Below are 25,719 nucleotides of genomic sequence, written 5' to 3'. Positions count from 1 at the left end.
CACATCAATTCATCGCAAAAAATTCTGCAGCAACAACGCGCCAACCCGACTCGATCGCTCGGGATGAAACTGCATGCCGTAAAAATTGTTCTTCTGCACGATCGCGGAAAACTCGCCGGCGTAATCGCAACTGGCCAGCGTGTAGTCACCAATCGGCGCGGCGTAGCTGTGCACAAAATACGCGTAGTCGTTTTTGTCCAGGCCAAACAGCAGCGGATTTTCACCGCGTGCCTGCAGACGATTCCAACCCATATGCGGCACACGCAGCGAGGCCGATCTGTCGAAATGCCGCACCCGTCCGGGCAGCAAACCGAGGCATTCGGTATCGCTTTCCTCCGAACTCTCGAACAACAATTGCATGCCGAGACAGACACCAAGCACAGGCTGTTTCAGCGCGCGCAGCGTATCGATCAGATCGAGTTTGTGCAGTTGCTGCATCCCTGGGCGCGCAGCGCCGACGCCCGGCAAGATCACATGCGTCGCGGCGCGGATACGGGCTGCATCGGCACTGAGTTCGGCGATCACACCGAGCCGCTCCAAGGCATATCGCACCGAACCGATATTGGTGCCGCCGCTGTCTACCAGCACGACGTTTTTTTTTGCCGAATCGCGATTTTCAACGTCGCGATTCATAGCGTGCCCTTGGTCGAAGGCAAGGCATCGCCATCGCGTTTTATCGCTTGGCGCAAGCACCGCGCGGTCACCTTGAAACAGGCTTCGATCATGTGGTGCGCATTTTCGCCGCGCACTGACAGATGCAGATTTGCACCAAGGGTCTCGCACAACGAGCGGAAAAAATGCGGCACGAGTTCACTCGGCAGACCACCGACCTGCTCGCGCGGAAACACCCCGTCGAAGACAAAATACGGACGCCCGGAAAGATCCAGCGCCGCGCTCGCAAGCGTTTCATCCATCGGCGCGGTAAAGCCGTAACGGCCAATGCCGCGCTTGTCGCCGAGCGCCTGACGCAATGCCTGGCCGAGCGCGAGCGCGGAGTCCTCGATCGTGTGATGTTCGTCAATATGCAGATCGCCATCGCAGCTCAGGCTCAACGCGAACCCGCCGTGTTTGCCGAGTTGTTCGAGCATATGGTCGAAAAATCCGAGCCCGGTTTTTGCGACCGGATCGGCTTCGCGATCGAGATCAACCGATACGCGTATGCGCGTTTCCTTGGTGTTGCGCTCGACCTCGGCGCGACGCGGACGATTGACCAGCTCGTGCGCGATCTGCGCCCAACTCGTTGCATTCGGGCCGAGCAGAAATCCGCGGATACCAAGATTGCGCGCGAACTGCAGATCGGTTTCGCGATCGCCGACCATCGCTGACGCTGCGCTGTCCATGTCGCCCTGATGCAGATAATGCAGCGCCAGACCGATGCCAGGTTTGCGTGTCGGCAAATTCTCGTGGGGGAAACTGCGATCGATCAGAGTCTCGCGAAAACGAATGCCTTGCGACTCGAAAATCTGCAGCATCAACGTATGCGCCGGCACAAAATCGGCTTCGGGAAAACTCGCCGTGCCGAGACCATCCTGATTGGTGACCATGACAAATTCGTAACCTGCGCGCTGCAAGGCGAGCATTGCCGGAATCACGCCTTCGACGAGTCGCACCTTGCTGATGTGATCGACCTGAAAATCTTCCGGCTCCTCGATCAAGGTGCCATCACGATCGACGAACAGGATCTTGCGCGCGCCCATCACACCACCTCCGTTAATGCGCTCAATGCTGCGAGCACGCGCTGATTTTCCAGCGATCGACCGATACTGATACGCAGGCAATCGGCCAGCCCGGGATAATGCGAAACGTTGCGCAAGACGATGCCCTGCGCAAGCAGCGTGCGATATACGAGTTGTGCATCAGCGAATTGCAGACACAGAAAATTCGCCTCCGATGGCCAGACTTTTTTTACCACCGGAAGCGCGGCAAATGCCACCAGCAAACGATCGCGCTCGGCGCACAACAAACCGACACGCTGATGCATTTCGCTGATCGCCTCGCTGCTCAATACTTTCAGCGCAGCATTCACGCTGGTTGCGGGCAGCGGATACGGCGCCATGATCCGACGCAACAAATCGATAATCTCGGGCGCCGCCAGCGCCACACCGATGCGTGCACCCGCAAGCGCAAACGCTTTCGACAACGTGCGCAATACCACAAGGTTATCGTGCTGCGCGAGCAAGCTCGCGGCGCTGGCTTCACTGGAAAATTCGCCATACGCTTCATCGACTATAAGCACCGCACGATCCTTCAGCGCGGTGGCGATGTATTCGATTTCTTTCAGGCCGACCACACCGCCGGTCGGGTTGTTTGGCGTGCACACATACACCAGCCGCGTCGTGGTTGTGACGGCTTTCAGCAACGCATCGATATCGAGCGAAAAATCCTGTTCGGCGCGCAACGGCACTTCACGAACCCGCGCATTCTGGATGCGCGCACACACCGCGTACATGCCGAAGGTCGGCGGCGAAATAACGATGCCGTCCTTGCCGGCGCGGCAGAATGCTCGCGTAAGCAAATCGATGAATTCGTCGCTGCCGCGCCCGACCAACGTCTGCGCCGCGGTCACGCCGTAAATCGCGGCGAGTTTTTCGACCAGCTCGACCGGCTGCGGATCAGGATAACGGTTCAGATGCTGGCCATCGTCGCCGTGCGGCGGCCACGGATTTTCATTCGCGTTGAGCAGCACCTTGCCGCCGTTCGCTTCCATGCGTGCCGAACTATACGGCGCGAGATTGCGGATTTCCGCGCGGGCGAGATCAAGCACACTCATGCGTTTTTCTCCAGCGTCTGCAGCCGCACCGTGACGGCGCGTTCGTGTCCGTTCAGGCCTTCGCAACGCGCGAGTGTCGCGGCATCCGGGCCGATCGCCTGCAATCCTGCCGGACTCAATTCCTGCACCGTAATCTGCTTCTGGAAACTCGACACCGATACGCCGCTCCAAGCGCGCGCATAACCGTACGTTGGCAAAACGTGATTGGTGCCACTGCAATAATCACCGACACTTTCGGGCGACCACGCGCCGAGAAAAATCGAACCGGCGCTGCTGATCTTCGCGAGCCAGCTGCGCGGTTCGCGCACGTTCAAGATCAGATGTTCCGGCGCATACTTATTGCTGATCGCACACGCCTGCGCGAGATCCTTGACCAGAATCAGTCGGCTGTATTGCAGCGCTGCAGTGGCGATTGCGGCACGCGGCAGCAAGGCGCATTGACGTTCGAGCGCTGTCGCCACCGCATCGAGCACCGCGCGCGATGGCGTCAACAGCAGCACCTGCGAATCCGGCCCGTGTTCGGCTTGTGCGAGCAGATCGGCTGCGACAAATTCGGCATTCGCGCTGTCATCGGCAATCACCAGAACTTCGGAAGGACCGGCCGGCATATCGATCGCGGCACCGAGCGGATCCTGCGCGACCTCGAGTTTTGCCTGCGTGACATACGCATTGCCCGGGCCGAAAATCTTGTCGCACTTCGGAATGGTTTCGCTGCCAAATGCCATCGCCGCAATCGCCTGCGCGCCACCGATCTTGTAGACATGCCTGATGCCGCAACGCGCCGCAGCGACCAGCACCACCGGATCACAGCCGCCATCGCGCGTCGGCGGCGTGCACAGTACCACCTGCGGGCAAAGTGCGAGCCGCGCCGGCACGCCGAGCATGATCGCCGTGGATGGCAGCGGCGCAGTGCCGGCTGGCACATACAGGCCGACCTTTTCGATCGGTCGCTGCACTCGTTCGCAGACAACGCCAGGCGCAGTCTCGACCCGAACATCAGCGAGCATCGCCGCACGATGGAATTGTTCGATGCGCCTTATCGCAGCATCCAGCGCGTCTTTTATTTCGTCAGGGACGATCCGTTCGGCAGCGGCGAATTCCCCGGCGCTGACCGCGAAATCCGCAATCTCGATGCCATCAAACCGTCGCGTCAATGCACGCAAGGTGCTGTCACCATCAGCCCGGACCTGCGCGATGATGCGGCGCACGGCATCGCGTATTTCTTCGTTGTTGCTGAGCGCCGGACGCGCCAGCAACACGGCACGCTGGGCATCGTCGAGCGCGTTCCAATCCGATATTCCGGTGCCAGTGTTCATGCCAGCATTTTCTCCACCGGCAATACCAGCAACGCACTCGCGCCGGCGCGTTTCAAATCCTCAAGGTGCTGCCACGTGATCGCGCCATAACACACCGCCTGCAACGCAACTTCGTCGTTGTCGCCTTCCAGCGGCAACACGGTAGGGCGTTGTCCACCGGGCAGCAGGCGCGCGATATTTTCCACGGCGCTGCGCGGCGCATGCAGCATCACGAGCTTGCTTTCGCGCACCTGCAATACGCCATCGAGACGACGCAGCAGCAACTCCAACAATTCGCCGCGCTCATCGTCCGGCGTAACCGAAGCCCCGGCCAGCACCGCTTCGCTTTCGAGCAAGATCGCCGCCTCTTTCAGCTGATTCGCAACGAGCGTCGCGCCGCTGGAGACAAGATCGCAGATCGCATCGGCGGTGCCGAGACGCGGCGCGATTTCGACCGAACCTGATAACACGACCGTGCGTGCATCGACCTGATTTTCGCGCAACCAATCGCCGAGCAAACTCGGATAACTCGTCGCGATGCGCAAACCCGAAAGCTGCGCAACACCTTCGTACTCGAGCTCCTGCGGAATCGCGATCGACAAACGACAACGGCCAAACCCGAGCGCACGTAATTCGCCGAACAACGGCGCCTCGCCGCGCGCGCGAACGCTCAGCTCCTGCTCGCGCAGCACGTTGCGCCCGACCACACCGAGATCACACACACCTTGCTCGATCAGGCCTGGGATATCGTCATCGCGCACCAGCAGCAGATCGATTGGCAGACTCTCGCCGAAACAGAACAGCTTGTCGCGACTACTGCGAAATTTCAGTCCACACTTGCTCAACAGATCCTGCGACTGATCGGACAGACGCCCGGATTTCTGGATGGCGATACGCAGCCGGTCGCGGTTTTTCATGGGGCGCTCCGAATCGATGATCGTGAACGCTTTTGCGCTACGCGAATTGCATTAGTTTTTTTCGGCGATGCCGGAATTTTCTTGCGCGCCCGCGGCGAGGCTGCCGCACGCGGCAGCGCCTTGTGCGCGACTGCGGCCAGATAACCGCCGTTGCCTTGCTGCAGGAATCTCGCGACGCGGCCGATCGTGGTAACGCTGACTGCGGTGCGCTCGTGGATCTCGCGATACGCCACGCCTTGCAGGATGTACGGCACGACACGCCAGCGATCGGTCAATGCTTCGAGTTCCGCCGGCGTGCACAGATCGCGCAAGAACGCGCGCATCTCAGCCAGCGAATCCAGCGTCAGCAACGCACGGCACAGGCTGTCTTCGGGTGTGGTGCCGGTGCTTTCGGCCTCGATGAAACGTCGCTTCATAATGTACTAATGCGTTATTACAATAACTCAATGGTAGCAGCGCTTGTGCATCGCTGTAAAGCTCGGGTTGGATGTGGAATGGCGCGGCATCTCTCAGAAGCATCGCCTGAGCAACACCGGATGCTCGGTGCCCGGGGTTTCCCTTTTGCGCATCACTAACGCGTAAATCGGCGGCGACGCTTTCAACACCTCAAATGGAGAATTACAGTTTCGGCTCGCCACGGTGAATATCTCGCTCCAAGCTGCATCACGCCAAGGTTTGGTGACGATTATCGGTAGCACGAAATTAGCATGTGTACGGGATCGATCAATCTGCAACCCGTTGCTGCCGCGTCAAAATTTTTGTGTATGCTCAATCTTTTTTGCATCACCGCATTCGATACAGATGCCGAATTCCTGGAATATTCGATTCATCGTGCTTGAACGCTGTTGAGGAACTTGAATGACGACGAACTTTTTATCCGTGCGCAACGCTAAGATTTTTCTGGTTGTGCGCTATGCGTGCCTGGCTGTGTTGATGCTCGCCGGACTCGCAACGTCGGTTGCGCAAGCTGCCGGTTTTGCCAATGGCGGTTCGCTTTTGACCGGACGCAACGGCCCCACGGTTACGCTATTGACCTCGGGCAAAATATTGCTAGCGGCTGGACAAGACAGCAGCGGCTGTCTTGCGAGCGCCGAGCTCTACGATCCCGCGAGCAACAGCTGGAGCGCCGCCGCTGCGTTGGCGCACGTGCGTTGTGGTAGCACCGCAACGCTGCTGCGCTCAGGCAAGGTGCTGGTGGCAGGTGGTACAGACGGCGGCGGCGTTCTTGCCAGCGCCGAGCTGTACGATCCGGCGACGAATACCTGGAGCGCAGCCGGTGCACTGGCGAGCGCGCGTTCCGTGCATACCGCGACGCTGCTAGCGTCGGGCAAAGTTCTGGTGGCGGGAGGCATAGCGAGTGACAGCATAACCGCACTTGCCAGCGCCGAACTGTACGATCCGGCGACCAACATCTGGAGTGCCGCGGGCACCCTGGCCAACCAGCGCAATCAGCACACCGCGACCCTGCTGGCCTCGGGCAAAGTGTTAGTCGCGAGCGGCTTCGACGGCAGCCACGATATCGCCAGCGCCGAACTCTACGATCCGGCAACAAACTTATGGAGCACTGGCGGCACGCTAGTAGCCGCACGCAATGCGCATACCGCCACGCTGCTGCCGTCCGGCAAGGTGTTGGTGGCAGGCGGCGGCGCAACGCTGAACAATAACAGCGCCGAGCTATACGATCCTGCCGCTAACAGCTGGAGTCTCGCTGGCCCGATGACCAACACGCGTTTCCTGCACACTTCAACGTTGTTGCCCTCGGGCCAGGTTTTGGTCACAGGCGGCTTCATCGGAGGGAGCGTTACGGGTGATGCCGAGCTGTACGATGCGGCGACCAACCTGTGGAGTGCGGCTGGTACATTGGCAACCGCGCGTGCAACACACGCGACAATCCTGTTGCCTTCGGGCCGAGTGCTGGTGGCGGGGGGACAGAACGACGGCGACTTTTATCTGGCCAGCACCGAACTCTACGATCCCACCGTTACCGCGTGGAGCAGCGCTGGGGCGATGTCCACCGGCCGCGCATCCCACACAACCACGCTGTTACGTTCGGGCCAGATATTGGCAGTGGGCGGCGAGGATAGCGGCACCCTTGCTAGCGGCGCCGAGCGCTATAACCCCGCGACGAATACTTGGAGCGCAGCAGGTACGTTGATCACCGCGCGCTATCAGCACACCGCCACACTGCTGCCCTCGGGCAAGGTGCTGGTGGTGGGCGGATCGAACGGTATCGGTTATCTGGCCAACGCCGAATTATACGATCCGGCTACCAATACCTGGAGTGCCGCCGGTACGCTGACCTACGGACGCAATGGGCATAGCGCAACCCTGCTGCCCTCGGGCAAGGTACTCGTTGCGGGTGGTTACATCGGCGGTAGCGGCATCCTCGGCAGCTCCGAGTTGTACGATCCGGCGACTAACACCTGGAGCAGTGTTGGCTCACTTTCAACCACGCGTGAACTGCACACAGCCACTCTGTTGGCGACGGGCCAGGTGCTGGTGGCGGGCGGTTACAATCTCGGGGGTAATGTCGCCAGCGCCGAGCTGTACAACCCGACGACATCTACCTGGACACCGACCGGCTCGCTCGCGAACGCGCGGGAGCTGCACACGGCGACCTTGTTGCCATCAGGTCAGGTACTTGTGGCCGGCGGCTTGGGCAGCACTGACTATCTGGCCAGTGCCGAACTGTACGATCCGACGCTGGGCACGTGGAGCGCGGCAGGCAATCTGACGACTCCGCGGCGGCAGCACACGGCGACGCTGCTGCCTTCCGGCAAAGTGTTGCTGGCCGGCGGCCTGAGCGCCGGCTCCCCAACCGCAAACGCCGAGCTGTATGACCCGGTGACGGCAACGTGGAGCGCAGCGGCGGCGCTGCCAACCGGGCGATTGCACCACACCGTCACGCTACTGCCCTCGGGGGGATACTGCTGGCGGGCGGCACCGACGGCGCCGACGACCTCGCCAATACCGAGCTGTTTGATGCAGGTTTGGCGCCGGTTGCTGCGCACCAGCCAATCTTGAACGCCGCGAACTCGTTTTTATTGCAAACCAGCGCATTTGCAGCGACAGGCAGCGGCTTCTGGCCGAATCTCGAAGGCAGCGGTGGATCGTCCAACAACTCCGCAAGCAACGCGCCGGTGTTCCAGGTGCAGCGCATCGATAACGATCAGATGCGATTCATCGCGAATGACGAGAGTGTCAATTTTTCCGACACCAACTTCACTGGCAGCGATACCGCGTTCGCCGGTTTTCCAGCCGGCCCGGTGCAGGTGCGGACGTGGGTCAACGGCGTTCCGAGCGTCGCGGTATCGACGACGTTAATCGTCACGCCGGGCATTACGGCTACACCGACGGCTATCGGCGGTATTTCGCAAGCGACCGTGAACTTCACCGCCGCGATCGACAACGGCGGCGCGCCGATCACCAGCCACACCGCGACCGCATCACCGGGCGGCGCGACAGCTTCGTGCACTGCACCGTGCACAAGCATCGTCTTCAATCCGATCGCGGCGAACACATACACGTTCAGCGTGGTTGCCAACAACGCTGCTGGCAGCGGTCCGGCCTCGCCGGACAGCAATAGCGTGATCGTGACGCAGGTGGTGGGGACGACCACCACAATTGCCGCAAGCGCCGCATCGGTTGTCGGCCAGAGTTATGCGATCAATGTCACCGTCAGCGCCGCCTCCGGCACGCCGGATGGCAGCGTCAGTGTGACCGACGGCAGCAACAGTTGCGGCCCGGCCACCCTTTCCGGCGGTGCTGCTTCGTGCAACATCACCTGGGCAACTGCCGGCAGCTATAACCTCACAGCGACCTACGCCCCGGGCGTTGGTAGCACATTTACCGCCAGCACCAGCGCGCCTGTTGCGCATCTGGTAAATCCTGCAAATCAGGTCATCACCAATTTTGTGTCCACGCCTATCAGTCCGGCTTACAGCGTCGGCGGCACGTTTAGCGTATCGGCCACGCCGGGCGCTTCAGGTATTCCGCTGAGCTTCGCGTCGACGACCGCGAGCGTTTGCAGTGTAGGAGCGACCACAGCCACCGGCGCGACGATCAATATCCTCGGTGCTGGCACATGTGCGTTGACCGTCGACGAAGCCGGTGCGCCCAACTACACCGATGCGCCTCAAGTGACGCTTGCTGTAACGATAAGCAAAGCCACGCAAACGATCATATTTGGCGCAGCCCCCAGCCTTGTATTAAGCGGCAGCGGAAATCTGAGTGCGACGGCAACATCGGGATTGGTCGTGAGTTTCACGAGTACAACAGGCGCCGTTTGCACAGTCAGCGGCAACACTGTCACCGCGCTGGCGAACGGCCAGTGCATCATCGCCGCAGATCAGACGGGCGATACGAACTTCAGCCCAGCGGCGCGCGTGACGCAGAGCATTGTGATCGGCGCGCCGACCGTTGCGGTATCGATACCGACACTATCGAGCTGGATGATTTTATTGCTCGGAATGCTGGTAGCGGGCGCAGGCGTTGCGGTCGCGCGCAGGCGAATCACGATATGACAATGAACCGGAATGGCATTTTTCGGAGCGCACGCAATTCTGCAGACATGCGTTCAAAACACTTTCGACACGTTGGTATTTGAAGGGCCTGCCACGACACGGGGCGTGTAGTCGATGGACCGCACGCCCCGCGATCTGGCGTAGCGGAAATCGGCGCGACGGAAGTGGGCCCGCTTCCGGCGAACGTCACATGTGATGGAAAGCTAAACGTCGCGGTATCCGATGCATTTTCATGCGCCGCAAACACCACAAAACTGACAGCAAGACTGTTTCTGAATCCACCGTTTGCACCGCCCAGACTTATGCCGTCTTAAGCCCGGTATTTACCGAGTTTGCAAATTCGATGGCGCTCTATATTCTGCGTCATCGTCGCGCAAGTATTCGGGGAAAATCCATGTCTTTTCGTTCAATCGGCGTTCTCGCCGCGTTGTTTTGTGCGCACTCGTTAAACGTATCGGCCGCCGCAGATACGCATATCGATGAATCGCGCATATGGATTGCGCAAGCGCATTATCAGGACGTGCAGGCGGTGCGCGAGATCGCGCCTTATTTCACGCATATGCGGGTTGATCGTGCGCAACAAACCGTGACCGTGGAAACGGATGCGCTGGGCATTCGCCACATGCGCGAGGCCGGCATGCAGGTGGAAATCAACCTCGCCGCCACAGCACGCATGAATGTTCGCGACCGCGCCTTGACGACAGGCAATCCTGACAGCATTCCCAATTACGCGTGCTACCAGACCGTCGCAGAAACGCAGGCGTCGCAGGATGCGTTCGTGGCGTCATATCCGACGCTCGCGAGCGTGATCGACATCGGTCCGAGCTGGGCGCGCAGCCAGAATTCGGCGAACGGTTTTCGCCTGCGCGTGCTGAAGATCACCAATCAAGCCACCGACAGCGCGACGGCCAAACCGAAGTTTTTCTACATGAGCGGATTGCATGCACGCGAGTACGCCCCGGTCGGCGTCAACCTCGGCCTGGCGCACTGGCTGCTGGATAATTACGGCATCGATGCGGATGCAACCTGGCTGGTCGATCACAACGAATTCCATCTGCTGATGCAGGCCAATCCGGATGGCCGCATCATCGCTGAAACGGGCAAATATCAGCGCAAGAATACCGACAATATCAGCGGTATCTGTACTGGCACGCAAACTTCATCACACCAACTTGGCGTGGATCTCAATCGTAACTTTCCATTCCACTGGAACACGACGGCAGGACAAGGTTCCAGCGGTACGAAGTGCAACGAAACCTTCCGCGGACCCACGGCGAGTTCGGAACCAGAAACGCAAAATATCGTGACGTATCTCGCGACGATTTTTCCGGTGCATCCGCCAGTAGTTGCTGGACAAGCAGCACCGGACGATTACGCCGGCATGTTTCTGGATATGCACAGCAATGCCGAGCTGGTGCTGTGGCCGTGGGGCGATACGCCGACGCATTCGCCGAACGATGCAGCCTATGTCGCATTCGGTCGACGCATGGCTTATTTCAACAACTACAGCCCGGAGCAATCCGATTCGCTCTATCCCACCGACGGCGCCAGCGATGACAATGCCTACGGCACCTTTGGCGTACCGGCATTCACCATCGAGCTCGACGGCACAGGTTTTTTCGAGGATTGCACCAGTTTTCAGAACACCACCCTGCCCGCCAATCTGGCCGCATTGCGTTACGCCGCGCGCACATTGCATGCGCCGTACAAATTGCCGCAGGGGCCGGATGCGCTGAATGTAAAAGTGAGTGCATCGCGAGTCGTGATCGGATCGCCGATCACGCTCAGCGCCAGCATCGATGACACGCGCTATAACCAGAGCAACGGCACGCAGACGATCTATGCGATCACCGCTGCCACCGCAACGGTGGATGCGCTGCCGTGGGAAGCGGCGGCATTGCCGATCGCGATGAACGCAGTCGATGGTGCTTTCGACAGCAGCAGCGAAGCTGTGAATGCAGTTCTCGATACCAGCCTGCTCACACCCGGAAAACATTTGATCTACATGCAAGGCAGCAATTCTTCCGGCGCAAGCGGGCCACCCGCAGCCACATTCCTGCAGGTCGTGGCGTTCGATGACAATATTTTCTACGACGGATTTCAGTAGCTGCGTGACTTTTTTTGACGTGAGAAGAAAAAGTTTCGCGGCTGCGACGCCCCAAGCCCAGTGAAATCTTCCATGAGAGACCCCACGATATTCACACGGTGTCGGCAACGCGAATGCGACCGAGCCGATGATGCGCCTCGTGTTCTTCGTCAAAGATCGGGGTGAATTGACAGCCGCGCCGTGACTACCAAGGAAAAAATCATGATCGACTTGTATTACTGGGGTACACCGAACGGGCTCAAGGCGCGACTGTTTCTGGAAGAAGCCGGACTCGAATACCGTATCGTGCCGATCAACATCGGCAAGGGCGAACAGTTCGCGCCCGAGTTTCTGAAAATCGCGCCGAACAATCGTATTCCGGCGATCGTCGATCATGCTCCGAGCAGCGGCGGCGAGCCGATTTCGCTGTTCGAATCGGGTGCGATCCTGCTGTATCTGGCCGAGAAGATCGGTCGGTTTATTCCGTCAGAGATTCGCGGTCGTGCGGACGTAGTCCAATGGCTGTTCTGGCAGATGAGTGGGCTCGGGCCGATGGCTGGACAGAACGGACATTTCAACGTCTACGCACCGGAAAAAGTGCCGTACGCGATCGATCGCTATATCAAGGAAACCGCGCGTTTGTACGGCGTACTGGATCGCCGCCTGGCCGATCGCGAGTTCATTGCCGGCGAATATTCGATTGCGGATATCGCGTGTTATCCGTGGATCGTGCCGCACGTTGCCCACAAGCAGAACCTGGACGATTTCGCGAATCTCAAACGCTGGTTCGAGACGATTCGCGCGCGACCGGCGACCGTGCGTAGCTATGCGGAGACTGCCGACGCATATGCGCCATCGTCGACTCCAATGTCGGAAGAATCACGCAAGATTTTGTTCGGACAGAGCGCGGCGCCGAAACAAGCCTAGCGTCGCGGCACATGACTGAATGATCCGCGGGTTTTTTACTTCACGGACACGCACTACTGGGATGATCGGTGCAAACATTTCCGCCCATATCGCTCAAAGTCCCGACCGCGAATTGCGCTCCGGCGGCATTGTTGCCCATGAATACATTTTGACCGAGAACACACGTATACCCGATGCAATAAAGCCCTTGCGACCCGTTGTTATTGATTCGGTTACCTACCGCCATCGATGCCGATCTGAAAAACAGCCCGATTTGGCCATTGCCCGTCACCGTAGAATTCTCGACAAGCAAGGTGGATGCCGTTGGTGACACCACACCAGTGAGCTTGTTGCGTGAAATTTGCGAGTCGCGGATGCGCGCTGTCGTCGCCACATTGAGGGTGCCCGATATCGCCACTCCAGAATTACCGTTTTCATATGCCGAAATATGATCGATAAGCGTACCGTCAGCGGCCGCTCCGACGACGATGCCAAAGTTGGAAAACCCGTGCACTGTTCCGTTATGAATATGAATGACGACGGGAGTATTGGGGCCGATGATCGCACTGATTCCACTCGTACCGGCAAATCCGCTGCATGCCGTCACCGGGGTTCCGGTGCAGGTTCCACCACCATTGAGCGTATGTCCATTCAGATCAAGATCGACCGATGACACGCTGACATCGATCGCATCCATGTTGACGTCGGTGGTGAGCAGATCAGAAGTCAGAATGTAACTACCCGGTTGCGTGATAGTGACCGGAAATCCCGGCGTATCTCCGGCAAAACATCCGACCGCAGCACAATCCTGATTGATCTCCAGCGCGCCAGGATTGGCGCTGGTTACAAGCGGCAACAGCGCTAGGACGAATATTGGCGAGAATTTCGAAAACCTGCATTTCATGGTGTTCTCCTACTCGAAGCCATCTTTGAAAAGGGTGTCGTTGAGAGCAGCTACACCATCAACATGGGCTGTGTTCCAACGATCCGAGAAACTGCTCAGCGCATAACGCTTGGTCCAAACGCCACTTGGCAGGTGCACCGACAAAAGATCGTTACGTGTGAATGTCACCCCGCCGACTGTGCCGGCACTATCGAAGGCAACAAGCAGATCGGTATGAGTCCCCATCGCGTCGATGCCGACAATATTCAGCGCCGAAGAAAACCCGAGCGCTTGCGCGTCGAGCTTCTTGGCCGAAAACGCGCCGGCAGTGATCAGCATGACGTCGGCAGGACGCACGGTGAACCCATTCGCCGCGAACGTGCGGTCAAACGACAGCAGCAGCTTGCTGTTGGTATCCAATCGCGCCACCCCATCGCAATGCACGCCTTTGGGCACACCGGCCGCAACGGCATCGAAGGCCTTGCTGAAAGTGCCGCCGGAGTACTTGATAACGTCCGCCGGATAAAAATACGTGCCGCCAAGGCTGACACCAATATCCAGCGCGAACAGCACATCGCCATTTGTGTCGACCTGGAAATCAGCCAGATTGGAACGCTCGGGCAATCCAGGAATTTGTACGCGCATGCGGCTTCCGGCCAAGTTGTCCGAGACGTAATCCTGGCGTGAGGCGTACTGTCCGACAGCGACGATATTTGCACCCGTGTCGGCGGAATATCGTAGTTGCAAGATCGGTAGGGTATCGGCAAACGCAGCGAGATCGGGAGCCAGAAACAAGCTGGCCATGAGCAACAAACGGCCAATCAATCTGGCGCCTTGTGCTGCGCCATTCACGGCGCGCAAATTCGTTTCTGCGCAGGGTTTCTGTTTAGGCTGCTGGACGATACGGAGATCCATGTCTATGCCATTGCTGCACTCGTGAAAACCAAGCTCAATGCCCGAAATGTGGTTAGCGATTACAGCGTGCAGAACAGTCCGCTTTTAGCGAGCAGGATCAGCATAGCACCGGGCTTGTCACGCTAGCTAGCAGGCTGATGCCAAGATTACTGAGGGTGCGCGGGCTTTAGCGAATGGCCGCTGGATCGCCAATCGATGAGATGTAGCGTCGTCTGCCATTGGCTAGGAGAAGCCGAGCGAGAACGTTGGGTAGATCACCAACAAAAATGCTCCGGGCGATCATATTGCTCGCCGCACCTCAATGGCGCGGCGAGCAACGTATCGAATTGCGAGCTGCGATGAAACATTGCGTTTCATCGCAGCTGACTTTCGTTGAGGGTTGACCCCAACGGATTACTTGCCGTCTTTCTCGGCGGCCATTATCTTGTCGACCAAACCGGCCGGCACTTCGGAGTAGTTCTCGAACTCCATCGTGAAATTGCCGCGACCGCGCGTGGCAGAGCGCAGGAAGTTGATGTAGCCGAACATTTCCACGAGCGGCACCGATGCCTGCACGAATGCCTGCAGACCTTTCGGACCTTGATCGTTAACCTGGCCACGACGACGGTTCATATCGCCGATCACGTCGCCGATGAAATCGGCTTCGGTGACCACTTCGACCTTCATCATCGGTTCCAGCAATTTCGGACGGCTCATCTTGTGCGCTTCGCGGAACGCAGCCTTGCCGGCGATTTCGAACGCGAGTGCGGACGAGTCGACGTCATGGTATTTGCCATCGAGCAAACGCGCCTTGAAGTCGACGACTTCGTAGCCGGCGATCTCGCCCTTGCGTGACTGCGTCTTGATCGCAAACTCGACCGACGGAATGAATTCGCGCGGAATACGACCACCGACGATTTCATCCGAGAACACGATGCCCGAACCCGGCTCGCCCGGCTCGAATACCATCTTCACTTCGGCGAACTGGCCCGAACCACCCGACTGTTTCTTGTGGGTGTAAATGTGTTCGACGCGATTGCCGAACGCTTCGCGGAAACTCACCTTCGGCTTGCCCATGACGGCTTCGACACCGAGCTCGGTGCGCATGCGGTCGATGGTCACTTCGAGATGCAATTCGCCCATGCCGCGCAACACGGTCTGGCCGGTTTCCTTGTCCACTTCCAGGCGCAACGACGGATCGGCCTTGGCCATCTTGTAGAGCGCGGTGGACATCTTGTCGACGTCGTTGCGGCTCTTCGGCTCGACCGAAACGCTGATCACGGGATCGGGGAAGCGCATGCGCTCCAGCAACGCCGGATGGGCCGGATCAGACAGCGAATCGCCTGTCTCGGTATCCTTCATCGAGACGAACGCACAGATGTCGCCGGCACGCACTTCGTCGATGTCCTTGGTCGCATTGGCTTGTACTTCCACGATGCGGCCGACGCGCTCTTTCTTGCCACGCGTGACGTTGAGCAGGGTGTCGCCTTTCTTGATCACGCCGGAATAAATGCGCGCGAAGGTCAGCGTACCGAACTGATCGTTGATCACCTTGAACGCGAGCGCACGAGCCGGTGCATCGTCGCGAACTTCCTGCTCGCCGATGATCTTGCCGTCCTCGTCCACCATCGAGATGCCGCCGTTCTCGCCCGGATACGGCAGATAGTCGATAACACCATCGAGCAACTGCTGCACACCCTTGTTGCGATACGACGAACCGCAGAACACTGGTACCAATGCGCCCGTGACAGAACCCTTGCGGATGCAGGCCTTGAGCATGTCCAGATCGAATTCGCCGGTATTCAGCAACTTTTCGAACGCATCGTCATCGAGCGCGAGTGCGGATTCGAGCAACTCCTGGCGCAACTGCGGCAGGCGATCGATCCAGTCGTTATCGTGTGTCGCGGTGAACTTCAGGCGCGCGCGCAATTGATCCAGCGGTAGGGTTTCCCACTCGCTGTCCTTGTCGTCCGACGCCCAGATGTAACCGACGCCAGCGACCAGATCGGCCATGCCGGTGAACTCATCGTGGCTGCCGAGCGGGATCTGGCACAACAGCGCATTCGCACCGAGGCGCTCGCGGATGCCTTTCACGCAGTGCGCGAAGTTGGCACCGATGCGGTCCATCTTGTTGACGTAGCACAGGCGCGGCACGTTGTATTGATCGGCCAGGCGCCAGTTGGTTTCGGTCTGCGGTTCCACGCCGGCCACGCCGTCGAACACCACGACCGCGCCATCGAGCACGCGCAAACTACGGTTCACTTCGATGGTGAAATCGACGTGGCCCGGGGTATCGATGATGTTGACCTGATAACCTTTCCACTCGGTCGACACGGCCGCACTCTGGATGGTGATACCGCGTTTGCGTTCCTGCTCCAGATAGTCGGTGGTCGTGCTGCCCTTGCCGTCTTTCGTGTCATGCACGTCGACGATCTGGTGCTTGCGACCGGTGTAATACAACACGCGCTCGGTGGTCGTGGTCTTGCCCGCATCGATATGCGCGATGATGCCGATGTTGCGGTAAAGCTTTAGCTCTTTTTGCCTAGCCATGGTCTCTCTCTGCTGATGGTATTCCAGTCGGTGTACGGTGCTCGCCGAGTCTGCCGACTGATGATGAATTTCTTGCAACGCTGCGCCGCTGCAGCGCACTGGTCGCAACAGCTGGTATGTGCCCTACGTTGGTCTCAGCCGCACCTTGACCGCCCATTATAGAACGAGTGGCGCGGTTATGCGCTAGAAAAGTTCATCCGGGCGGCAACAAGACGTTGAAAGTAGCGCAAACTTGCCATTCTCACTGCCATTTTCCGGCCGAAACCACCTCCCGCATAGCGTTTACGTCGACGAAAACTGCGACTCACACCGATCTCACGCCAGCACGCGAGACGATGGTTTCACTCACTGATTGCTGTTTGCATGACCGCCGCATAAACCGATGACGAATGGGCCTTGCATATTCATCGGTCGCACGCTGCAATTGCATGCCACCGAATACGCTCGCCGCACGATTGCTACGACGGTTCAGATATCGCTGCAAACCGCGCTGAATCAGGCTACGCCGCCGTTTACAACTACTTACGAAACGATGAATCGAATTATCAGGGCGAGACGATAAACTACGGCCGCAGAACACGCAGGCGTCACCGATTTCCCAACAAGATGCATCGTTATTGCATCTTTTTTGTTATTAAAACTGCTAAATAAAAATCAACGACCCCATCACCGCTGACGCTGGTCACCCCCGAAAATTTCGAAGCACGTCAGATTCGCAGAAACATCTGCTTACATGACGGCAATCTTGCAGCCGCATGCGACGGGTAGAATCGATGATTGAACGTCGTCACTCGAAACCGAAACCGAAACCGGCAAGTTGGCGTTTCAACACTTCATTACTGATCATTCAAACCGACCATGACATCACCGCCGAACCATCCGCTAGACAGCTATCGTGATTCCAGCCGCCGCGGCCAACAAAGCGCACCGCGCCGTTGGTGGTTATGGTTACTCGCCGCCGTGGTGATCGCTGTGATCGTGTATTTCGTATTTCTGCGCCACGCCAGCACACCGAGCACCGGCCAGCCCAGCGCTGCCGCAGGCGCGGGCGCCCCTGGTGGTGGTGGCGGTAGACGCGGCGGTGGTGCCGGCATGGGCCAGCAAGCTACGCCGGTCGGCGCGACCGTAGTCAAACCCGCCGACGTAAATGTATTTCTCACCGCACTCGGTACGGTCACTCCGCTCAACACAGTGACGGTACGCACGCAAATCAGCGGACAGTTGTTGCGTGTGCAATTTCAGGAAGGGCAACTGGTCAAGCAAGGTGATCTGCTCGCCGAAGTGGACCCGCGTCCGTATCAGGCGCAACTCGCGCAATACGAAGGCCAGCTCGCCCGCGATCAAGCGCTGCTGAAGAATGCGCGCATCGATCTGGACCGCTATCAGACACTGGTCAAGCAGGATTCCGCCCCGGAGCAGCAACTCGCGACGCAACAGGCGTTGGTCGAGCAATACATCGGCACGGTGAAAACCGATCAGGCACAGATCGATGGCGTAAAACTCAACCTGATTTACGCCCGCATCACCGCACCGATCGGCGGTCGCGTCGGTTTGCGCCAGGTCGATCCGGGCAACTACGTGCAGACCGGCGATACCAACGGCATTGTCGTGATCACCCAGCTCTCGCCAGTGAATGTCGTTTTCACCTTGCCGGAAGACAATATTCCGACCGTGTTGAAATCCTTCAATGCCGGCAACAAGCTGGTAGTCGCGGCCTACGACCGCAGCCTCACCACCAAGCTCGCTGACGGCAATCTTGCCAGCGTCGACAATCAGATCGATGCCACCACCGGTACAGTCAAGCTCAAGGCGCAATTCGCCAATACCGACGAAAGCCTGTTCGCGAACCAGTTCGTCAATGTGAAGATGCTCACCAATACATTGCACGATGCGCTGGTGATTCCGAGTTCGGCGATCGAGCGCGGCACGCAAGGCACGTATGTTTATGTGCTCAAGGACGATCACACCGTGACCGCAAGAGTGGTCACGCTCGGACCGACCGAAGGCGAACAGGTGGCCGTGCTGACCGGCGTGACCAAGGGCGAAACCGTGGTGTCCGACGGTGCGGATCGATTGCGCGAAGGCGCCGCCGTAACACTGCCGAACGAACAACCCGCAGCCGCCGTACCGGCGGTGCAACCAGCCGCCGACGGCACGATTCCGCGCAAGCCCGGTGAAGGCCGCCATCGCCCGCAAAACGGCGCCGCACCTGCCGCGAATCCGGCCGCCGCCGCACCCGAGAAAACGCCCGGCGCAAGCACGCCGCCCGGCAATGCGCCAACCGGCAACACGCCTCCAGCAAATTCATCCGGCGCCAATCCACCGGCTGCATCCGCGCCTGGCGGAAGTGGCACATGAGTCCACGCAGTCACGGCATCGGCTGAGTCGATTACCTCATGAATCCATCCCGCCCGTATATCCTGCGACCGGTCGCGACGTCGCTGTTGATGGCGGCGATCCTGCTGGTCGGCATGGTCGCGTATCACTATTTGCCGCTGTCGGCGTTGCCCGAAGTCGACTATCCGACGATCCAGGTACAGACGTTTTATCCAGGTGCGAGTCCGGATGTGATGACGTCATCCATCACGGCGCCGCTGGAGCGCCAGTTCGGCCAGATGCCCGGACTCAACCAGATGTCCTCGACCAGCTCGGCGGGCGCATCGGTTCTCACGTTGCAGTTCAATCTCAATCTCAATCTGGATATCGCCGAGCAGGAAGTGCAAGCGGCGATCAATGCCGCTGGCAATTTGCTGCCCGCCGATCTGCCTGCGCCGCCGGTGTACGCGAAAGTGAATCCGGCCGATGCGCCGATTCTCACGCTCGGGCTCACCTCGAAAACCATGCCGCTGACGCAGGTGCAGGATCTCGCCGACACGCGCCTCGCACAGAAGATTTCGCAACTGCCCGGCGTCGGCCTCGTCAGCATTAGCGGCGGTCAACGACCGGCGGTACGCATCCAGGCGAATCCGGCCGCGCTCGCCGCGTACGGCCTGAATCTAGATGACCTGCGCAGCACCGTCAGCAACGCCAACGTGAATACCGCCAAAGGCAGCATCGACGGCGCGACACGTTCGTACACGATCAACGCCAACGACCAACTGCAGAGCACCGACGCTTACCGAAAATTGATCATCGCGTATCGCAATGGCGCGCCGGTTTACCTGACCGACGTCGCCGATATCATCGACGGCGCCGAGAACAGCAAACTCGGCGCGTGGATGAATTCCACGCCCGCGTTGATCCTCAACATCCAGCGCCAGCCCGGCGCCAACGTGATCGCCGTGGTCGACCAGATCAAGGCGATGCTGCCCGACCTCAAGAGCACTCTGCCGCCAGCAATCGATGTCGCCGTGCTGACCGATCGCACCACTACGATCCGCGCTTCGGTGCACGATGTGCAGCTCGAACTGCTGCTGTCGGTGGTGCTGGTGGTGCTGGTGATTTTCCTGTTCCTGCGCAACCTGCCGGCGACGATCATCCCGAGTTTGTCGGTACCGTTGTCGCTGGTCGGCACGTTCGCAGTGATGTATCTAGCCGGCTTCAGCCTCAACAATCTGTCGCTGATGGCGCTGACCATCGCCACGGGTTTTGTGGTCGACGATGCGATCGTGATGATCGAGAACATCGCGCGCTACATCGAGGCCGGCGATTCGCCGATGGAAGCCGCGCTGAAAGGTTCGGAGCAGATCGGTTTCACGATTGTGTCGCTGACGATTTCGCTGATCGCGGTATTGATCCCGCTGCTGTTCATGGGCGATGTGGTCGGACGATTGTTCCGCGAATTCGCCGTCACGCTTGCTGTCACCATTCTGATTTCCGCGGTGGTGTCGCTGACCCTCGTGCCGATGCTGTGCGCAAAATTGCTCAAGCACAAACCCGAGTCCGAACAGAGCGCGATCGCGCGCAAATCAGCGGCGTGGTTCGACGCGGTGATCGCGCGCTACGGCAAGATGTTGAACTGGGTCCTCGATCGGCAAATGCTGACCTTGCTGGTCGCCACACTCACCGTCGCGCTCACCGTGATCCTCTACATCATCATCCCGAAAGGCTTTTTCCCGCTGCAAGATACCGGCCTGATCCAGGGCGTATCCGAAGCATCGCAGGCGACTTCGTTCGCGGCGATGGCCGAGCGCCAGCAGGCGTTGGCCGAGGTGATATTGAAAGATCCGTCGGTGGCCAGCCTGTCGTCTTTCATCGGTGTCGACGGCAGCAATACCACGCTCAACAGCGGTCGTTTCCTGATCGATCTGAAACCGCGCGAGGATGGCCGCGACAGTGCCAGCGCGGTGATCGCGCGCCTGCAGCAAAACACCGCCAAAGTCGCCGGCATCACCTTGTACATGCAGCCTGTGCAGGATCTCAGTATCGACAGCCGAGTCAGCCGCACGCAGTACCAGTTCGTGCTCGAAGACGCCAACCCCGACGTACTTTCGACCTGGGTGCCGAAGCTCGTCGACAAGCTCAATACATTGCCCGAGCTTGCCGATGTCGCGAGCGATCTGGCCGACAAGGGATTGTCGATCTACGTCACGATCGATCGCGATACCGCATCACGTTTCGGCATCACTCCAGCGACCGTCGACAACGCACTGTACGACGCGTTTGGCCAGCGCATCATCTCGACGATTTTCACCCAGTCGAATCAATATCGCGTGATTCTCGAAGCCAATCCGCGCCTACAGAAATCGCCCGCCTCACTCGCCGACATCTACCTGCCGACTACCGGCGGCACGCAGGTGCCGCTGTCGGCAATCGCGACATTCACCGAACAGGCCGCGCCGCTGCTGATCAATCATCTCGGCCAGTTTCCGGCGACGACGATGTCGTTCAATCTCGCGCCCGGAGCATCGCTCGGCGCCGCGGTCGAAGCGATCAAACTCGCCGAACAACAGATCGGCATGCCGACCAGCACCGTCACGAGTTTTCAGGGTGCCGCGCTGGCGTTCCAGGCGTCGCTCGGCAACACCTTGTTGCTGATTCTGGCCGCGATCGTGACGATGTACATCGTGCTCGGCGTGCTCTACGAAAGTTACATCCACCCGATCACGATTCTTTCCACGCTGCCCTCGGCTGGCGTCGGCGCGCTGCTGGCGCTGATCATTTCCGGCAACGATCTGGGCATCATCGCGATCATCGGCATCATCCTGTTGATCGGCATCGTCAAGAAAAACGCGATCATGATGATCGACTTCGCGCTCGACGCCGAACGCAACGAAGGCAAGCCGCCACGCGAGGCAATTTTCCAGGCGTGCCTGCTGCGTTTCCGTCCGATCCTCATGACCACGATGGCGGCGCTGCTCGGTGCATTGCCACTGATGCTTGGCTCGGGCACCGGCTCGGAATTGCGCCATCCGCTAGGCATCAGCATCGTCGGCGGTTTGATCGTGAGCCAGGTGTTGACCCTGTTCACGACGCCCGTGATTTATCTCGCATTCGATAGCGCCGCGACACGTTTTGCAAAATGGCGCGGACACGACGACGACGCGCATGGCGATGAAGATACGACACTCGCGCAGGACACGCCGGGATGAGTATCTCGACGCCGTTCATCCGCCGCCCGGTCGCCACCAGCCTGCTGACTCTGGGCGTGGCGCTGGCAGGCGCAGTCGCCTTTTTTCTGCTGCCGGTAGCGCCGTTGCCGAAAGTCGATTCACCGGCCATTTCGGTCTCGGCCAACATGGCCGGCGCGAGTCCAGAGACGATGGCCGCGAGTGTCGCAACGCCGCTTGAACGTCGTCTCGGCACGATCGCCGATGTCACCGAGATGACATCCTCGAGCTCACTTGGCTCGACGCGCATCCAGCTCGTGTTCGGATTGAATCGCGATATCGATGGCGCCGCGCGCGACGTGCAGGCTGCGATCAACGCCGCGCGTGCGGACTTGCCCACAGCGCTGCGCAGCAATCCTACCTATCGCAAAGCCAACACGGCGTCGGCACCGGTGATGATCCTCACGCTGACATCAGACACGATGAGCACGGGGCAGATCTATGACGCCGCCTCGACCGTGCTGGGCCAGAAAGTGTCGCAGATTGAAGGCGTCGGCGATGTCACGATCGGCGGCAGTTCGTTGCCAGCGGTGCGCGCCGAACTCAATCCGCATGCGTTGTTCAAATACGGCATCGGCCTGGAAGATGTGCGCGCGGCGTTGTCCGCGGCGAACGCACATAGCCCGAAAGGTGCGATCGAGGACGAGACACGCCACTGGCAGCTCTACACCAACGATCAAGCGCGCACCGCCGATCAATATCGCACGCTGCTGGTGGCGTATCGCAACGGCTCGCCGGTGCGGTTGACGGATGTTGCCGACGTGGTCGATTCAGTCGAGGATTTGCATAACCTCGGCCTCGCCAACGGCAAACCGTCGGTGCTGGTGATCATCACCGCTCAGCCCGGTGCCAACATTATTGAAACCGCGGATCTCATCACCGCGCTGATCCCGCAATTGCAAGCGGCGATTCCAGCCTCGGTGCGTATCGGCGTCGGCATGGAACGCACCACGACCATCCGCGCTTCGCTGCGCGATGTCGAAAAAACTCTGATCACTTCGACCATGCTTGTGATCATGGTGGTGTTTCTGTTCTTGCGAAATGCACGCGCCACGCTGATACCCGCGGTGGCGGTGCCGGTGTCGCTGATCGGCACGTTTGGCGTGATGTACCTGTGCGGTTTCAGCCTCGATAATCTGTCGCTGATGGCGCTCACGATCGCCACCGGGTTTGTCGTCGACGATGCGATCGTCGTGCTCGAAAATATCTCGCGCCATCTCGAAGCCGGCATGAAACCGGTTCCGGCTGCGCTGCTCGGCGCACGCGAAGTTGGCTTCACGGTGTTGTCGATGAGCATCTCGCTGATCGCGGTATTCATTCCGATCCTGCTTATGGGCGGCCTCGTCGGACGGCTGTTTCACGAGTTTGCGATCACGCTCTCGGTGGCGATTCTGGTATCGCTGGCGGTATCGCTGACGACTACGCCGATGATGTGCGCGCGCTTGTTGCGCAGCGTGAAACACAAGCGTGAACCGTCACGGTTCGCGCGGATGAGCGAAAACTTTTTCGCGCGCCTGCTCAGCGCCTACGAACGCAGCCTGACGTGGGCGCTGCGCAACTCGCCGCTCATGATGATCATCCTGCTGATCACGGTTTGCCTCAATGTATACTTGTATATTATCGTGCCGAAGGGATTTTTTCCGCAGCAGGATACCGGACGTTTGATGGGCGGGATCCAGGCCGACCAGAGTATTTCGTTTACGCTGATGCAGCAGAAACTGCACCAGTTTCTCGACATCGTGCAGAAAGATCCCGACGTGCAAAACGTGATCGGTTTCACCGGTGGCGGCCAGACTAATTCAGCGCGTGCGTTCGTCACGCTGAAGCCGCTCGGCGAGCGTACCAAGACCGTGGATGAAGTGATCGCACGTTTGCGCGTGAGCCTCGGCGTGGTGCCGGGTGCGAGCTTGTTCCTGCAGGCCGTGCAGGATATTCGCGCTGGCGGACGGTCGAGCAATTCGCAATATCAATACACCTTGCAGGGCGACGATATCGAGGAGTTGCGCACCTGGTCGGCAAAAATCGTCACCGCGCTGCAATCCGTACCGCAAGTTGCCGACGTCAATTCCGACCAGCAGGACAAAGGCCTCGAAACCCAGTTGACGATCGATCGCGCGACCGCGACGCGGCTCGGTTTGACCGCCAGCCAGATCGACAACGCACTATACGACGCGTTCGGCCAACGCCAGGTGTCAGTGATCTACAATCCGCTGAACCAGTACCACGTGGTGATGGAAGTCGCGCCGCAATACTGGAAAAATCCGGACGCGCTGAAAGAGCTTTACGTGAGCACGTCTGGCGGTGTCGCCAGCGGCAGCCAAGCGACCAATGCCTTGTCGCGCAATAGCGCGCCAGCGAGCAAAAGCGGCAACAGCACAGCGAGCACCAGCGCATCGAATCCATTGCTCAACGCATCGAACGTCAGCACCGGCAATACCAAGGGCGCATCGACCGGCAACCCGATCAGTTCGTCGAAAGAAACGATGGTGCCGCTTTCGGCCTTCAGCAGCTACGGCCCGAGCAACACCGCGCTCGCAGTGAATCATCAAGGCCCGTTTGTCGCGACCACGATTTCCTACAATCTGCCGGTCGGTGTGTCGTTGAGCGATGCGGTGGCGGCGATCCAGTCCACGATGGCGCAAATTCATGTGCCGGCGACGATCCACGGCAGCTTTGAAGGCACCGCCAAGGTGTTTCAAAGTTCGCTCGATAATCAACCATTCCTGATTCTCGCCGCGCTGGTCGCGGTGTATATCGTGCTCGGCATGTTGTACGAGAGTTATGTGCATCCGCTGACAATACTTTCCACCCTGCCCTCTGCCGGCGTCGGCGCGCTGCTCGCGCTGCTGGCGTGCAACGAGGAGTTCAGCCTGATCGCGCTGATCGGTGTGATATTGCTGATCGGCATCGTCAAGAAAAACGCGATCATGATGATCGACTTCGCGCTCGATGCCGAACGCAATCAGGGCCTGAGCGCGCACGACGCGATTTTCCAGGCGTGTCTGTTGCGTTTCCGCCCGATCATGATGACGACGATGGCAGCCCTACTCGGCGCGCTGCCGCTGGCGCTCGGTGCCGGCAACGGTGCGGAGCTGCGTCGCCCGCTTGGCATCGCGATCGTCGGCGGCCTCGTGGTGAGCCAGATGCTGACGCTGTACACCACGCCGGTGGTCTACATTTATCTCGATCGTTTCCGCTTGTGGGCCGCCGCGAAATGGCAACGCTCACGTTTCGGCGACAACAGCGGCAAACTGAGCCACGGCAATGCGCATTGACGGTTGCACACATGCAAAATTTTCATGCGCGCCGCCGGCTTCGCCGCATGCACGCACAGATTCAAGTTGGA

16 protein-coding genes are annotated in these 25,719 nt (G+C 59.3%); 7 read left to right on the top strand and 9 right to left on the bottom strand.

Annotation, left to right across the window (positions count from 1 at the left end):
• Positions 1-9 precede the first annotated feature (9 nt).
• Genes hisH through ELE36_RS07300 form a run of 6 tightly spaced genes read right to left on the bottom strand, consistent with a single transcriptional unit; the run spans position 10 to position 5,398 of the window.
• Positions 10-633, bottom strand: a complete 624-nt coding sequence (gene hisH, locus ELE36_RS07325) for an imidazole glycerol phosphate synthase subunit HisH (protein ID WP_129832447.1) — start codon at positions 631-633, stop codon at positions 10-12.
• The gene (hisB, locus tag ELE36_RS07320; protein ID WP_129832446.1) at positions 630-1,697 is read right to left on the bottom strand and encodes a bifunctional histidinol-phosphatase/imidazoleglycerol-phosphate dehydratase HisB; all 1,068 of its coding nucleotides are present in this window, start codon (positions 1,695-1,697) and stop codon (positions 630-632) included. Before hisB ends, hisH begins: the two co-directional genes overlap by 4 nt.
• A complete protein-coding gene (gene hisC / locus ELE36_RS07315; protein WP_129832445.1) occupies positions 1,697-2,770 on the bottom strand; it encodes a histidinol-phosphate transaminase in 1,074 nt (357 codons plus the stop codon). The genes hisB and hisC overlap by 1 nt, the downstream gene beginning before the upstream one ends.
• Positions 2,767-4,086 carry a histidinol dehydrogenase gene (hisD, locus tag ELE36_RS07310; protein ID WP_129832444.1) on the bottom strand — a complete coding sequence of 440 codons (1,320 nt, stop codon included), beginning with the start codon at positions 4,084-4,086 and terminating at the stop codon, positions 2,767-2,769. Before hisD ends, hisC begins: the two co-directional genes overlap by 4 nt.
• Positions 4,083-4,982 carry an ATP phosphoribosyltransferase gene (hisG, locus tag ELE36_RS07305; RefSeq protein WP_129832443.1) on the bottom strand — a complete coding sequence of 300 codons (900 nt, stop codon included), beginning with the start codon at positions 4,980-4,982 and terminating at the stop codon, positions 4,083-4,085. Before hisG ends, hisD begins: the two co-directional genes overlap by 4 nt.
• Positions 4,979-5,398 carry a YerC/YecD family TrpR-related protein gene (locus ELE36_RS07300; protein WP_129832442.1) on the bottom strand — a complete coding sequence of 140 codons (420 nt, stop codon included), beginning with the start codon at positions 5,396-5,398 and terminating at the stop codon, positions 4,979-4,981. Before ELE36_RS07300 ends, hisG begins: the two co-directional genes overlap by 4 nt.
• Positions 5,399-5,840: 442 nt before the next feature.
• On the opposite strand from ELE36_RS07300, the gene ELE36_RS07295 reads away from it, so the two are divergent.
• From ELE36_RS07295 to ELE36_RS07280, 4 genes are all read left to right on the top strand, one after another.
• Entirely contained in the window at positions 5,841-8,006 is a 2,166-nt protein-coding gene (locus ELE36_RS07295; protein ID WP_129832441.1) for a kelch repeat-containing protein, read from the top strand.
• Positions 8,003-9,505 (top strand): IPTL-CTERM sorting domain-containing protein, encoded by a 1,503-nt coding sequence (locus ELE36_RS07290; RefSeq protein ID WP_165371524.1) that lies wholly within the window; start codon positions 8,003-8,005, stop codon positions 9,503-9,505. The genes ELE36_RS07295 and ELE36_RS07290 overlap by 4 nt, the downstream gene beginning before the upstream one ends.
• A gap of 394 nt (positions 9,506-9,899) precedes the next feature.
• Positions 9,900-11,612: a M14 family zinc carboxypeptidase gene (locus tag ELE36_RS07285; RefSeq protein ID WP_165371523.1), complete on the top strand. Its 1,713-nt coding sequence runs from the start codon at positions 9,900-9,902 to the stop codon at positions 11,610-11,612.
• 201 nt (positions 11,613-11,813) lie between these two features.
• Complete coding sequence (locus tag ELE36_RS07280; RefSeq protein ID WP_129832438.1) at positions 11,814-12,518, top strand: glutathione S-transferase N-terminal domain-containing protein; 705 nt, start codon at positions 11,814-11,816, stop codon at positions 12,516-12,518.
• Positions 12,519-12,558: 40 nt separating this feature from the next.
• On the opposite strand, the gene ELE36_RS07275 is transcribed toward ELE36_RS07280, so the two are convergent.
• The 3 genes from ELE36_RS07275 to fusA all read right to left on the bottom strand — a co-directional run bounded on the left by ELE36_RS07275 (position 12,559) and on the right by fusA (position 16,824).
• Positions 12,559-13,401: a right-handed parallel beta-helix repeat-containing protein gene (locus tag ELE36_RS07275; protein ID WP_129832437.1), complete on the bottom strand. Its 843-nt coding sequence runs from the start codon at positions 13,399-13,401 to the stop codon at positions 12,559-12,561.
• Between the two features lie 9 nt (positions 13,402-13,410).
• Positions 13,411-14,232, bottom strand: coding sequence for a hypothetical protein (locus tag ELE36_RS07270; protein WP_165371522.1), 822 nt, complete (start codon positions 14,230-14,232; stop codon positions 13,411-13,413).
• A 456-nt stretch (positions 14,233-14,688) separates the two neighbouring features.
• A complete protein-coding gene (gene fusA, locus ELE36_RS07265) occupies positions 14,689-16,824 on the bottom strand; it encodes an elongation factor G (RefSeq protein WP_129832435.1) in 2,136 nt (711 codons plus the stop codon).
• An 858-nt stretch (positions 16,825-17,682) separates the two neighbouring features.
• Here fusA and ELE36_RS07260 point away from each other — a divergent pair.
• The 3 genes from ELE36_RS07260 to ELE36_RS07250 are packed head-to-tail and all read left to right on the top strand — an operon-like array spanning position 17,683 to position 25,648.
• Positions 17,683-19,182 carry an MdtA/MuxA family multidrug efflux RND transporter periplasmic adaptor subunit gene (locus tag ELE36_RS07260; protein ID WP_129832434.1) on the top strand — a complete coding sequence of 500 codons (1,500 nt, stop codon included), beginning with the start codon at positions 17,683-17,685 and terminating at the stop codon, positions 19,180-19,182.
• A gap of 38 nt (positions 19,183-19,220) precedes the next feature.
• Positions 19,221-22,355, top strand: a complete 3,135-nt coding sequence (locus ELE36_RS07255; RefSeq protein WP_129832433.1) for an MdtB/MuxB family multidrug efflux RND transporter permease subunit — start codon at positions 19,221-19,223, stop codon at positions 22,353-22,355.
• The gene (locus ELE36_RS07250; RefSeq protein WP_129832432.1) at positions 22,352-25,648 is read left to right on the top strand and encodes an efflux RND transporter permease subunit; all 3,297 of its coding nucleotides are present in this window, start codon (positions 22,352-22,354) and stop codon (positions 25,646-25,648) included. Before ELE36_RS07255 ends, ELE36_RS07250 begins: the two co-directional genes overlap by 4 nt.
• Positions 25,649-25,719: the final 71 nt, after the last annotated feature.

It is taken from the genome of Pseudolysobacter antarcticus, assembly GCF_004168365.1.
Classification (GTDB): domain Bacteria; phylum Pseudomonadota; class Gammaproteobacteria; order Xanthomonadales; family Rhodanobacteraceae; genus Pseudolysobacter; species Pseudolysobacter antarcticus.
The sequence above is the reverse complement of the archived record's forward strand: the minus strand, read 5'-3'. Positions and strand labels throughout refer to the sequence as shown.